Origin of the sequence: Kitasatospora sp. NPDC092948, from assembly GCF_044754805.1 — a bacterium.
In the GTDB taxonomy this organism is placed as follows: Bacteria; Actinomycetota; Actinomycetes; order Streptomycetales; family Streptomycetaceae; genus Kitasatospora.
This window is the reverse complement of record NZ_JBIVPU010000009.1, coordinates 69702-82294: the sequence shown is the minus strand read 5'-3', so window position 1 is coordinate 82294 and position 12593 is coordinate 69702. Positions and strand designations below refer to the sequence as shown.

The 12593-nt window shown below is 71.8% G+C and carries 13 protein-coding genes and 1 pseudogene; 2 read left to right on the top strand and 12 right to left on the bottom strand.

Annotation, left to right across the window (positions count from 1 at the left end; all coding sequences use genetic code 11):
* Positions 1-2: 2 nt before the first annotated feature.
* The 7 genes and pseudogenes from ACIQF6_RS24570 to ACIQF6_RS24540 form a co-directional block, all read right to left on the bottom strand.
* Positions 3-1241 (bottom strand): cytochrome P450, encoded by a 1239-nt coding sequence (locus tag ACIQF6_RS24570; protein ID WP_400898495.1) that lies wholly within the window; start codon positions 1239-1241, stop codon positions 3-5.
* Positions 1242-1392: 151 nt separating this feature from the next.
* A complete protein-coding gene (locus tag ACIQF6_RS24565; protein ID WP_400898493.1) occupies positions 1393-2193 on the bottom strand; it encodes a family 1 encapsulin nanocompartment shell protein in 801 nt (266 codons plus the stop codon).
* Positions 2190-3242 carry a Dyp-type peroxidase gene (locus tag ACIQF6_RS24560; protein WP_400898491.1) on the bottom strand — a complete coding sequence of 351 codons (1053 nt, stop codon included), beginning with the start codon at positions 3240-3242 and terminating at the stop codon, positions 2190-2192. The genes ACIQF6_RS24565 and ACIQF6_RS24560 overlap by 4 nt, the downstream gene beginning before the upstream one ends.
* Positions 3243-3358: 116 nt before the next feature.
* Positions 3359-3877, bottom strand: coding sequence for a hypothetical protein (locus ACIQF6_RS24555; protein ID WP_400898489.1), 519 nt, complete (start codon positions 3875-3877; stop codon positions 3359-3361).
* Between the two features lie 50 nt (positions 3878-3927).
* Positions 3928-4458, bottom strand: coding sequence for a hypothetical protein (locus ACIQF6_RS24550; protein WP_400898487.1), 531 nt, complete (start codon positions 4456-4458; stop codon positions 3928-3930).
* A 38-nt stretch (positions 4459-4496) separates the two neighbouring features.
* The gene (locus ACIQF6_RS24545; protein WP_400898485.1) at positions 4497-4679 is read right to left on the bottom strand and encodes a hypothetical protein; all 183 of its coding nucleotides are present in this window, start codon (positions 4677-4679) and stop codon (positions 4497-4499) included.
* An 85-nt stretch (positions 4680-4764) separates the two neighbouring features.
* Positions 4765-5124 (bottom strand): annotated as a pseudogene (locus ACIQF6_RS24540) (winged helix-turn-helix transcriptional regulator); the annotation flags it as partial.
* 99 nt (positions 5125-5223) lie between these two features.
* On the opposite strand from ACIQF6_RS24540, the gene ACIQF6_RS24535 reads away from it, so the two are divergent.
* Together ACIQF6_RS24535 and ACIQF6_RS24530 are read left to right on the top strand one after the other, a co-directional pair.
* Positions 5224-6435 carry a pyridoxal phosphate-dependent aminotransferase gene (locus tag ACIQF6_RS24535; protein WP_400898483.1) on the top strand — a complete coding sequence of 404 codons (1212 nt, stop codon included), beginning with the start codon at positions 5224-5226 and terminating at the stop codon, positions 6433-6435.
* 265 nt (positions 6436-6700) lie between these two features.
* Entirely contained in the window at positions 6701-7192 is a 492-nt protein-coding gene (locus tag ACIQF6_RS24530) for a hypothetical protein (RefSeq protein WP_400898481.1), read from the top strand.
* 7 nt (positions 7193-7199) lie between these two features.
* On the opposite strand, the gene ACIQF6_RS24525 is transcribed toward ACIQF6_RS24530, so the two are convergent.
* From ACIQF6_RS24525 to ACIQF6_RS24505, 5 genes are all read right to left on the bottom strand, one after another.
* Entirely contained in the window at positions 7200-7532 is a 333-nt protein-coding gene (locus tag ACIQF6_RS24525; protein WP_400898479.1) for a YnfA family protein, read from the bottom strand.
* Positions 7533-7599: 67 nt separating this feature from the next.
* Positions 7600-9222: a purple acid phosphatase family protein gene (locus ACIQF6_RS24520; protein WP_400898477.1), complete on the bottom strand. Its 1623-nt coding sequence runs from the start codon at positions 9220-9222 to the stop codon at positions 7600-7602.
* Positions 9223-9377: 155 nt separating this feature from the next.
* Positions 9378-10175 carry an aminotransferase class IV gene (locus ACIQF6_RS24515; protein ID WP_400898475.1) on the bottom strand — a complete coding sequence of 266 codons (798 nt, stop codon included), beginning with the start codon at positions 10173-10175 and terminating at the stop codon, positions 9378-9380.
* A 24-nt stretch (positions 10176-10199) separates the two neighbouring features.
* Positions 10200-11018: a class I SAM-dependent methyltransferase gene (locus tag ACIQF6_RS24510; protein WP_400898473.1), complete on the bottom strand. Its 819-nt coding sequence runs from the start codon at positions 11016-11018 to the stop codon at positions 10200-10202.
* On the bottom strand, positions 11015-12328 hold the full coding sequence (locus ACIQF6_RS24505; RefSeq protein ID WP_400898471.1) for a helix-turn-helix transcriptional regulator: 1314 nt from the start codon (positions 12326-12328) through the stop codon (positions 11015-11017). Before ACIQF6_RS24505 ends, ACIQF6_RS24510 begins: the two co-directional genes overlap by 4 nt.
* Positions 12329-12593 lie beyond the last annotated feature (265 nt).

Sequence of the window (12593 nt, the reverse complement as noted above, 5' to 3'; positions counted from 1 at the left end):
CCTCAGCCGGTGTGCGGCCGGGGCACCACCCGCACGGTCTCCGGGCCGTTGACGATCAACGACGGGACGCGGGCGGGCGGCTTCCCCGGGTCGGCCAGCGCCAGTTCGGGCAGGTGCTCGAACAGGGTGCTCAGCGCCACCTCGGCCTCCAGCCGGGCGAGCGGCGCGCCGACGCAGAAGTGCGGGCCGTGGCCGAACGCCAGGTGGCCCTTGTCGGCACGGGTCGGGTCGAACTCGTCCGGGCGGTCCGGGTGCTCCTGCGGGTCCCGGCCGGCGGCGGCGAACCCGACCATGATCGGGTCGCCCTTGGCGATCAGCACGCCCTCGCCGAGGTCGATGTCCTCCAGCGCGTACCGCATCGGGACGTACGTGACGGGCCCCTCCACCCGCAGCGTCTCCTCGATCACATCGGTCCAGTCGATCCCGCCCGCCCGCAGCCGGGCCAGCTCGTCGGGGTGGGTCAGCAGCAGCAGCGCGGCGCTGGCGATCAGGTTGACGGCGGTCTCGAAGCCGGCGGCGATCATCGTGAACAGCGTGCCGACCAGTTCGTGCTCCGCCAGCGGCTGTTCGCCGGGCCGGTCGGAGAGCAGCAGGTCGGTGGTCAGGTCGGCGCCCGGATCGGTCCGCTTGTACTCCGCCAACTCGCCCAGGCGCTCGTACAGTTCGTTCTGCGCGGCGAGCGCGACGTCCTCCGGCAGCGAGGAGTCCAGCACCCGGTCGATCAGCACGCCCAGCCGCTCGCGCCGCTCCTGGGGCACGCCGAACAGGTCGCAGATCACCGTCATCGTCAACGGCCGCGCCAGCGCCCCCCGCAGACAGGCCTGCTCACCGGGCGCGAGCGCGCCGAGCGCCGCCACCAGCCGGTCGGCGGTCTCCTGCACCTGGGGGCGCATCAGCTTGACCCGGCGCGGCAGGAAGGTCGGCGCGATCCGCCCCCGGGCCCTGCGGTGCTCCTCCCCGTACCGGTTGACCAGGCTGTCCTGGAACGCCACCGACCCCAGCACCCACCCGTCCGGCACCTCCCCGACGCCCGGCCAGTGCCGCCGGAAGTCCCGCGACACCCGCGCATCCGTGGTCAGCGCCTGGATCACACTGTGCCTGGTCACCGACCAGGCCTTGATCCGTCCCGGCAGCTCGACCAGCACCGCCGGCCCCCGCGCCCGCAGCTCGGCCGCCTCCTCGTGCGGCGCGGCCGCGGTGGGGTCGAGAAACGGGCACCTGGACTCGGAAGAATCGGACACGGCGTGCTCCCCTCAGCACCGAAGCCCCTCATGTGCCTCCCATCCTGCGCCCCGGCCCCCGGCACCCGGAAGCCCGCGTTCACCATTGGCCCGAATCCGCCCCCGCCACCGTCAACTCCAGTTCCACCAGCACCAGTTGCCCCACCGGTCGTCAGCCGGAGGTGAGCGACACCGAGGCCTCCGGGGTGTGCAGCTGGAAGGTGAGGGACTCCTGGAGGTAGAGGTGGACGGTGGTGTCGTCGTGGGAGAGGTAGCCGATCGAGAGGTCCTCGCCGAGGTGGAGTTCGAAGTCGCCGCCGCGGGCGGAGAGCAGGATGGCGCCCTCGACGGCGGGGGCCCAGATGATCTCGCCGTCGAGGAGGCGGGCGAGGTGGTTGTGGACGGGGTAGCCGTGGTCGGAGGTCTCGTTGACGGCGGTGTAGGTGTCGGCGCCGAGCAGCAGCGAGTAGGGGCCGCCGACACCGGCCAGCCGCAGTGCGGTGAGGGCGCGGCTGACGGCGTTGGGGTAGTCGCGGACGTCGTCGGGCAGGGCGACGGGGTGGTTGCTGGAGCCGTCGCGGATGCCGGTGATGCCGGCGGCCTCGTAGCCGTCGAAGACGGCGCGGTCCTCGGCGAGGGCGATGGTGCGGGCGGCGTCCTTGACCGGGTCCCAGTCGGAGTCCTTGGAGCCGCGTTCGACGTCGTCCACCGCGGCCCGGGTGACGGTGAACGGGACGCGCAGCTCCACCAGCGGCTGGCACTCCCGGGCACGGGCCTGGACGCCGTTGGCGGGGGCGGCGATGTCGGCGAGGTGTCCGGTGCCGACCGCGGCGAGTTCCGGCCCGTCGGGGCCGAGCAGGTCGACCACCCGGCGGCCGGCCAGGTGGAGGGTGAAGGTGCGCCGGGCCTCCTCCTCGATTTCGGCCCAGGCGGCGGCGGAGACGGGCGCCAGCTTGCGGTGCAGGTTGTTCACGGTGCGGTACTCCTCTTCAGGCTGCCGATGCGGAGACTGCCGTCCCGGGCCGCCGGGGGTGCGGACGGGGCCGGTGGCTGTGGTGCCGACGAGCCGTCGGCCTGCGCGCGGGCGGCGTCGGGCGCGGGCGGCGGGTCGGCGAGGAACTCGGCGCTCGGGACGTGGAAAAGGGTCCCGGTGACGGCGGTGGAGAAGTCCAGCAGCCGGTCGTGGGTGGCGGGTCCGCGGCCGAGGAACATGTTGCGGAGCATCTCCTCGGTCACCCCCGGGTCGCGGGCGTAGCCGATGAAGTAGGTGCCGCACTCGCCGCCTTCGGTGAACGAGCCGAACGGCATGTTCAGCCGCCAGATGTCGAGCCCTTCACCGTCCGGCCCGGTGACGGTGTTCAGCGCGACGTGCGAGTCCGCGGGCTTGGCGGCGTCGTCGAGTTCGACGTTGTCGAGCTTGGTGCGCCCGATGATCAGTTCCTGGCGTTCGGTACTGAGCGCGTTCCAACCGTCCATGTCGTGCAGGTACTTCTGCACGATGACGTACGAGCCGCCGGCGAACGCCGGGTCCTCGTCGGCGATCAGCACGGCGTCGACCGCCGCGGGGCCGACCGGGTTCTCGGTGCCGTCGACGAAGCCGATCAGGTCGCGGCAGTCGAAGTACCGGAAGCCGTGGGTCTCGTCGACGACGCTCGCCGCGGCGCCGAGCCGGCCGGTGATCCGGGTGGCGAGCTCGAAGCACAGGTCCATGCGTTCGGCCCGGACGTGCAGCAGCAGGTCACCGGGGGTGGCGGGGGCGAGGTGCCGGCGGCCGGCCAGTTCCTCGAACGGGTGCAGCCCGGCGGGGCGGGGGCCGGCGAACAGGCGGTCCCAGGCGTCCGAGCCGATGCCGACCACCAGCGTCAGCCCGTCGTCCGGGGCGCGGGTGCCCACCGAGCGGGTCAGCCCGCCGAGGCCGGGCAGCAGGTCGCGGACGGCCTGCTCGCCGCCCTCCTCGATCGTGAGCACCAGGAACACGGCGGCCCCGGTCAGAGTGGCGAGGACCGGTTGGGGCTGCGGCATGGAGAGGGCTCCCAGGGGCTGCCGGAACGTTTCGGACGCCCGCCGACCATACCCGGCAAAAGCTTTGAGACTCTGTCATAGCGCCCGAATCGGGCGTGTCCCGCCGCGGTCCGTCCTCAGCCCACCATGACGCCCACCGTCACTGTCGCCGCGAACAGCACGGCCAGGCCGCCGTACACGACGCGATGGAAGCGGCGGCTGCGGCCGGCGAAGCGCACCCAGCTGTAAGTGGCCCGGGGGGCCGGATCGCCCGCCAGCGCGCCGAAGAGCGTGCCGGCCAGCAGCGCGCCCGGAATGAAGCCGAGCGTCATCCCGTCGGGGCCCGCGTCCTGCTCCGGGCCGGGGTCCATGCCGAGACTGTCGCCGATCCCGGCCGAGAGGAACGCGACCAGCAGGAACGTCGCCATCGCGACCACCGTCGCGGGCCGCCGGTTCTCCGGCCAGCGCTGCCACAGCCGCCCCATGGTGTTACTGACGGGGACGGCCACGACGGCCGTCGCCGAGAAGGGAAAGTGACCGTCGCCGCGGAGCGCCGTGAAGCCCCAGCCCAGCAGAAGCAGACACAACCCGATGCCCACACCGGACGCCGCCGCCCGGAACCCGGCCACCGCACCGGAGCGATCACTTTCGCGCATGCCGCGGAATCTATCGGACGCCCGCCGCCGCCCCGCCACCACCCGCCCCGCTACTGGGCGTTCAGCACCGCGATGCCCGACTCCCCCGCCTCGAACCGGGCGAACAGCTCGTCCAGCGACGCCACCGGACCGAGGTGGTCGATCAGCAGCACCGCCTGCTTCTCGCCGTCCTGCTCGACCGGCACGAAGTCGGTGACCAGCTCGCGGCGCAGCAGCGTCACCCACTCCTCCGGCCCCTCGCCCGACCGGCCTTCCGCTTCGGCCAGTCCTTCGTCAAGCACGGCTTCGTCGAGCACGGATGCGCCGAGCACCGCCTCGTCGAGCGTCTCCTCGTCGAGCGCGGCCCGCGGGGCGACCAGTGCGACGGCCAGGCGGTCGCCGGTGCGGGCGTAGCGGGCGGAGAGGTCGAACGGCAGCAGGTAGAACACGCCCTCCTCGCCCTCGTGGCCGCGGTCCAGCAGGCGGCAGACCAGCCGTTCACCGGGGTCGGCCGAGTCGGTGTCCACCGAGAGCAGCACCCCGATGTCGTCCGGGCCGAACGGCGGCACGGCGGTGATCCACATGCGCGAGGAGTCGTCCATGGCGGCCAGCCAAGCACACGCCTCCGACACCGCGTCGGCTACTGGGCGGGCCCGCCGCCGGTCCAGGTGTGGTTGGCGGGCCGGTGGTGGCGCGCCGCCGCGACGTCCCGGCCGACGGCGGCGCGGTGGGCCTCGGCGTGGTCGTACGCGGGGCGTCGGGCGCGGAACGGGCGGGCGGCCGCGCGGGCGGCGGAGACGGCGATTTCGATCAGTCGTGGCACGGTGACCCCCCGTTCGTCGCCGGACGACCGGTTGCGCGCCCGGACGGCAAAAGCTTACCCAAATCCCCTGCTGTTCAACTCATTTGACGGCATACCAGTGTCCGCGGACGGCGTCGGTGGGCCGCGGCTCGCCGAGTTCGGGGGCGCCCCAGTGGGCCAGCGCCTCGATGACGGGGCGCAGCTCGGCGCCGCGGTCGGTGAGCTGGTAGACGGTGGCGTTGGCGGGGCGCTCCAGGCGGCGGCGCTCGATCAGCGCTTCGGCCTCCAGCTGCTTGAGGCGGGTGGCCAGGATGTCGGTGGAGACGCCCGGCAGGTCCGCGTGCAGGTCGGTGTAGCGGCGCGGTCCGCCGAGGAGTTCACGGACGATCAGGAGGCTCCAGCGTTCTCCGACCGCGTCCAGGGCGCGGGCGACGGCGCAGTACTGGTCGTAGCTTCGGCGTGGCATGCCGTCAGCATAGCCAATAGGTTGGACTTTCCAAGTGCTCACTTGGTAGAACGAAGCAAGCCGGCCGCAGGGGCTCGGTGACGGGTCGGGAGGCCGCTGATGGAGTTTCGCCAGTCCAGCAAGCTGAAGGACGTCTGCTACGAGATCCGCGGCCCGGTCGTCGACACCGCCAACGCCCTGGAGGAGGCCGGCCACAGCGTCCTGCGGCTGAACACCGGCAACCCGGCGCCGTTCGGCTTCGAAGCCCCCGAGGAGATCGTCCAGGACATCGTCCGCAACCTCACCAACGCGCACGGCTACAGCGACTCCCGCGGCATCCTGCCGGCCCGCCGCGCCGTGGTGCAGTACTACCAGCAGCGCGGCGTCCCGAACGTCACCGTGGACGACGTCTACCTCGGCAACGGCGTCTCCGAACTGATCCAGATGAGCGTCCAGGCGCTGGTCGACGACGGCGACGAGGTGCTCGTCCCGATGCCCGACTACCCGCTGTGGACGGCCGTGGTGACGTTCGCCGGCGGCAAGGCGGTGCACTACCTGTGCGACGAGGAGTCCGACTGGTACCCGGACCTGGACGACATCGCCGCCAAGATCACCGACCGCACCAAGGCGATCGTGGTGATCAACCCGAACAACCCGACCGGCGCGGTCTACCCGAAGGAACTCCTCGAAGGCCTGCTCGACCTGGCGCGCCGTCACAACCTGCTGGTCCTCGCCGACGAGATCTACGACAAGATCCTCTACGACGGCGTCGAGCACCACTGCCTGGCCGCCCTCGCCGACGACGTCCTCACCCTCACCTTCAACGGCCTCTCCAAGTCCTACCGGGTGGCCGGCTTCCGCAGCGGCTGGCTGGTGGTCTCCGGCCCCAAGCAGCACGCCAAGGACTACCTCGAGGGCCTCACCATGCTGGCCGGCATGCGCCTGTGCCCCAACGTGCCCGCCCAGTACGCCGTCCAGGCCGCGCTCGGCGGCCGGCAGTCCATCAACGACCTGGTGCTCCCCAACGGCCGCCTCACCGAACAGCGCGACGTCACCTGGCGGGCGCTGAACGAGATCCCCGGCGTCTCCTGCGTCAAACCGCGCGGCGCGCTCTACGCCTTCGCCAAGCTCGACCCCGCCGTGCACCGGATCGTCGACGACGAGCGCTTCGTCCTCGACCTGCTGCTCCGCGAGAAGATCCACATCGTCCAGGGCACCGGCTTCAACTGGCCCCGCCCCGACCACTTCCGCTTCGTCACCCTCCCCCGCGCCGACGACCTGGAGACCGCGATCAACCGGATCGGCCGCTTCCTCGCCACCTACCGCCAGTAGCCGACCGGCGGCCGACGCCCGGCCGCGACCCGGCTCTACGCCGGGCCCGTCAAGTCGATTGCTCCGCTCGGCACTTCCAAAGCCCTGGCGCCGGTCGCCGAGCCACGCGGGAGACCGGGCCGGCATCCGGGCATGCGTCGAGGGCATCCTGCGACACCGCATCTCGATCACCGATCGGTAACGAACCGATCACTCGAACTCCACGGCTCGAACACACTCGGAAGGATGGCGTCCCGTCCCCGCCGTCCCTCCGAGATGAGCCGTCTTGTCCCTCTCCCTCCGTCTGCGCCGGGCCTCCGCGGCCGGCGCCCTGCTGGCCGCCGCGCTCTTCGCCACCGCCTGCGACCCGGCCGACACCACGCCCGTCGCGCCCAGCACGCCCGCCGCCGTCACCAGCAGCGCGCCCTCACCCAGCGACTCCCCCACGCCGCCGCCGAGCCCGACGCCGTCCCCCACACCGACGCCCGAGCCGACGCCGACGCCCGAGCCGACCGTCGAGCAGACCACCCGGGCCCCGGAGCCGGCGGCGACCACCAAGGCTCCGCAGCCCGCGCCGAAGACCACCACCGCCAAGCCGCCGGCCGAGCCGACCCACGCGGCGGAGCAGGCGGGCTGCCACCCGCTGTCGAACGCGGGGAACTGCTACAAGGCGGGCCAGTTCTGCCGGAACACCGACCACGGGGTGGCGGGCACGGACGCCTCGGGGCGGACCATCCGCTGCGAGGACAAGAACGGCTGGCGCTGGGTGGCGGGCTGACACCCGCTCACCGGCGCGGCCCGTACATGATCACGCCGACGCCGGCCAGGCAGATCAGCGCGCCCAGCACGTCCCAGCGGGTGGGCCGGAAGCCGTCCACGACGACGCCCCACAGCAGGGAGCCCGCCACGAACACACCGCCGTACGCGGCCAGCACCCGGCCGAAGTCGGCATCGGGCTGGAGGGCTGCGGTGAAGCCGTACAGGCCGAGCGCGAGGATGCCGAGGCCGGCCAGCCACCACGGGCGGGACTCACGGACGGACTGCCAGACCAGCCAGCAGCCGCCGATCTCCAGCAGCGCGGCCACGGCGAACAACACGATCGAACGGGCGGTACTCACCGGCCCACCCTAGACGGCGGCGCCCCCGGATCCGACAGCACCGGACCCGGGGGCGCCGCCTGCGGCGTCAGTGGCCGTGCTCGCTGCGGCCCGCGCGGCGGGTGATCGAGTAGTGGTCGATCCGGGTGCCGTTCTCGGCCAGCGCGGTGACCTTCATGGTGCTGGTCGCGCCGCGGTGCGCCGGGGTGACGTCCACCTTGATGAAGGAGTAGCCGGTGTAGCGGACCCGCGACCAGTGCACGGTCTCCGCGACCTTCACGCTGCCCTTGTCGAAGTGGTACGTGACCACCTCGTCCTGGTGGTTCTCGTGGCCCTCGTAGGTGTCGGGGGCGTCGAACGAGTACAGGCTGCGACCGGCCGCACCGGCGGTCACGTACACCACGCCGTCCTTGGTCGGGTCGATGCTGGCGCCGCTCGGCACCGCCTTGCTGACCTTGTTGCCGAGGATCGCGTCGGTGCGCTCGTACACGTGGTTGTGGCCGTTGATGACCAGGTCCACCCGGTACTTCTCGAACAGCGGCACCCAGGCGTCCCGGACACCGCCGTCGGAGGCGTGCTGGTGGGTGGTGGAGAAGGCGCAGTGGTGGAAGAACACCACCACGAAGTCGATCTCCTCCTCCGCGCGCAGCTCGCGCAGCTTGCGCTCCAGCCACTGGGTCTGCCGGCCCGCGGTGATGCCCAGGTTGGCCGGGATCTCGTAGGACACGTCGTTGGCGTCCAGCGAGATGACACCGACGTTGCCGTACTTGAACGCGTAGACGCCGGGCGCCTTGCGCGGGTCCGGGCCGTTGGTCGGCAGGGTGAAGCGGGCGTCGTCGCCGCCGTACCCGTTGTGCGAGTACCAGGCCTCCATGTCGTGGTTGCCGTAGGCGACCATCCACGGGATCTTCGCGGCCACCGTCTCGGTCTGCGCCAGGAACGCGTCCCAGGTCAGCGCGTTGAACGCGACGCGGTCGCTGTCCAGGCCCTGGCCCATCGGGTCGGCGTAGCAGATGTCACCGGCGTGCAGGTGGAACGCCGGCTTCTGGGCCAGGATGATGTGGTCGTTGCCGGCCGCGTGCGCGGAGACGCCCTGGTCGCCGAAGGCGGTGAAGGTGAACGGCTCGAACGGGCGGTTGTGCCGGCCGTTGCGGGACGGCGCGGTGGTGAAGGTCTGGAGGGTGGAGATCGCCTGCTGCGAGGCCGGGTCGAAACCGTCGTGGCCGACGCCGTAGTAGTAGGTGGTGCCGGGCTGAAGGTGGTTCAGCTCCACGTGCAGGTAGTACTGGTCGACCGGGGTGGCGCCGTCGACCAGCGCGGGGGTATGCAGCGCGCGGACCTCGGCCTCGATCTTGTGGCTGAGCTCCCACGGGTGCCGGCCGAAGCGCAGGAACGGCTTCTTCACCGGCGCCGGCACCTGCCAGGACACCCGCATCTGGGTGTCGGCCTCGGCACCGAACTGCAGGTGGCGGCCGACCGGGGCGACCAGCGAACCGGACACCGCGTCCGTCGCGTTGCCCTGCTTCACGGCCGGGTCGGCGAACGCCGTGCCGGAGCCCAGCGCCCCGCCGACGGCCAGCGCGCCGACCGTCACCGCGCTGGAGCGCAGCAGGGTGCGGCGGGAAAGCTTGCTGCGGAGGTACTCGTGCTGCTCCGCCATGGTCATACGGGCGGCGAGCCGGGCGGGCACGCCCATGTTGGGGATATCCATGCGCGGGAGACTGTCAGTGACCGATGGCCGTCACCCGGATGCTCGGTGAACGGACGTCATCGTGTCGGTGTGACTGAGCACATCATCACACCATGTATTGGTAAAGCCGCCGACGCGGGAGGCCCGACGGCCCGATCATGACGCGTCGTCACTGCTCACACCGGGTCGCCCGGCACCTCCAGGTACGCCGCCCGCAGCCGCGCCAGCCCCGCCGCCGCCCCGGTCGCCCCGGTCGCCCCGGCGTCGAACTCCCGGCCGTCCACTGTCCCGACCGCCCGTACACCGGTCGTCGCATTGGTCGCGAACACCGCGTCCACACCCGCCAGTTCCCGGCCCACCCGCTCCTCGCCGCCGCCGCACACCTCTTGCAGCAGCGTCATCGCGGTCCCCTTCAGGTACTCCCCCTGCGGCCACACCACCTCACCGCCCCGCAGGAACCCGACGTTCCAGGTCGCCCCCTCCGTCACCCCGCCCTCCCCGTCGACGAACAGCGCATCGTCGAACCCGGCCCGCTGGGCCAGCCGCCGCTGCCGCAGCACCCCGAACAGCGCCACGCTCTTCACCTCCGGCAGATCCCGCCGGTACGCCACCGTCCGCACCCGCAGCGCCCCCGGCACCCCGCTCCCCGCCGGACGCACCGTCACCAGCACCCGCGGACTCGCCGGCCCCCCGACACTCCCCAGATCGATCGCCGGATCGAACAGCGTCACCCGCACCACCACCGCCCCCCGCGCGGGCACCTGCCGCCGCACCAACTCCCGCACCCGCCCCGCATCCGGCCGCACCCCGAACACCGCCAGACAGTCCCGCTCCAACCGCGCCAGATGCAGCCCCAGCCCCCGCACCCGCCCGTCCTCCACCACCATCGTGGTGAAGTGCCCGTAATTCGTCAGCGCCAACGCCTGCAACTCCGCAGCCACCACCGGCCGCCCGTCCAACTCCGCCCTGTTCACACCCCCATTCTCCGCACCACCCCATCACCCCCGACACACCACCACCCCACCGAGGCACCCGATCCGGAACACCCCCTCGGCCGCGATCCGGGCCGCGACGATCTCCGCCGCCCGCACCACCGTCTCCCGGAACGGCACCCCGCACTGCCCCGCCCACGCCTCGTACGACGCCAGGTGCGCCACCACCGGCCCCGGATCGGTCACCTCGATCACCCCGGGCAGCCGCCGCACCCGCACCTCCCCGAACACCTCCCCGAGGACGCCGGGTGCCCGCTCCAACGAGAACCGCGCACTCAGCGACACCCGCCCCGGCCCCTCCCCCACTCCGAGCACATCCCCCGCCGCCCGCGCCCACAGCCGGTCCAGCTCCGCCTTGTCGTTCTCGCCGTTGGTCGAAGCGACCAGCACCCCACCCGGCCGCAGCACCCTCCCCAACTCCCCGACCGTGCCCGGAATATCGCCCACGTGGTACAGCATGTGCAGGGCGAGTACGGCGTCGATGCTGTTGTCGGCGAAGGGCAGGGCCTGGGCGTCGGCCACGAGGACCGGTTTCTCGACGTCGGCGAGGATGCCCGCCGAGATGTCCATCCCGACGACCCGCAGGTCCGGCCGGTCCTCATGCAGCCGGCCGACGAACTTCCCATTGCCGCAACCGACATCGAGGACGACCCCCTTTGTGTCGGCCAACTCCTCGACCACAGTCCCGGGCAGGTCGTACTGCGGCCGCTGCCACCGGTAGATCGACTGCCGGGCAGCCAGGTGCCGCCCGTCGGCGTACGCGCTGTTCGCCAGGAGCGCCCGATCCGCGACGGCGGCGTCCTGCGGTGCGGTGTTGCTCGTCACTGCGGCATCTCCGGGGGGTTCGTGAGTGCGGGGCGGGAACAGGCTTCTCCGACACTCTCACGGAGACTCAGCACGAGCGGGGAGCCTGCGTAGGAGGGCTCGGCAAGACGAGTGCTCAGAGCCCGCAGGCGGCTGGAGATGCTGGCTGTTCGCCGGTCCGGTGCGGTCTCCAGCACCACCGAGAGTTTCTCCTGCACACCGTCGAGGTCGCCGTGGGCAAGGTGGGCGTTGGCGAGATCGAGCCGCGCAGCAAGCAGATCCCCGAACGACTGCTCCTGCTGCGGTCCGGACTCGTACAGGGCAATGGCCCGGGAGGACGCCTCGACGGCTCGGTTCACCTGCTCCCGGGTGCCCAGGGCGAGGAGGGCGGTGCCCGCATAGGTCCACTGTTTGGCCTCGGGGAAGGTGAACACACCTGGAAGATCCACGGCAGCCACTGAGCTCCGCGCCGCCTCAGCAGCCTCCACGGCCCGCAGCGCGCCCGTACTGTCGCCGAGCGCGGCGGTGGCCCGTGCTTCGAGGCTGAGCAGGCGGGCTGCGATCGTCCCGCTGTCCGCGTACGGCAGTCCGGCTCTGGCCAGTTCGGCAGCCTGCCGGTGGTCCTGCCGCCAGTAGGCGATCAGGGACTGGACGGACCGGATCCAGGCTCGAAGGCCGTTGTGGCCGGCTGACTCCGCGCAGCGCCAGGCCGTTCGCGAGTGCGTAGCCGCGGCTGTGTACTGGCCGAGGTCGAGGGCGACATGAGTGGCCAGTCCACAGAGACGCCCGGCCTGCAGATAGAGGTGGCTCGTCTGGTGAGGGTGTTGGCGACCTCGGAGCAGGTCGAACACTCCTCGACGGAGGGCCCCGATGTCGTGGAGGAGCTCGGACACCGGTTTGCTCACGTAGTCCGCCGCCAGCCTCGCAATGTCCGCGTCGATCTGTTCGAGCAGCGTGTCGTCCACGTTGGACGCGCTCGCGAAGCGAAGGAAGAGCGCGGACTCTGCCGACTCGGCTGCCACGGCCGATACGAGGTCGTGGTCGTGGTCCGTGCGCCGGGCAGGCACCCGGGGCGAGGCCTCGCCGACGGTGCTGGACGGTGGAACCGCTTCGACGGCTGCAGAGGGTGCCGCCAGCAGCTCCGCCAACCGGTCGACCGAGAGTCTCAGGGCACGGGCGAGCTTCGGCCGCATCCAGGGCTGCGGGGCACCCCTGCCGCTCTCCCATCGCCCCACGGTCGTACGGTCCACATCGAGGGCTTCAGCCAGGGATTCCTGGGTGTGGCCAACCGCCTCCCTGCGCTGGATCAGCCGGGACCTCCTGGATGCCATTCCGCGTCCTCCAGAGGTACGTCAGTTCGTCTGCAGCCGTAACAGGCCAGGTCATGCCCGGGTTTGCCGCACGGATGCCTCGTTGCCACCTCAATTCTGCTCTGGTTCACCGGCGTTGGAGGCGGTTCTGTAGGTACCTGCCGGGTGGATCCCGGCGCGAATCCGCCCGCTGCCGACCTCGTCCCGGTGAAAGGTCCGCGCTCATGTCCGTCACCACCCGCCGAGCCATCACCCCCGCCCCTTTCGGCTTTCGCGTGCTGACCAG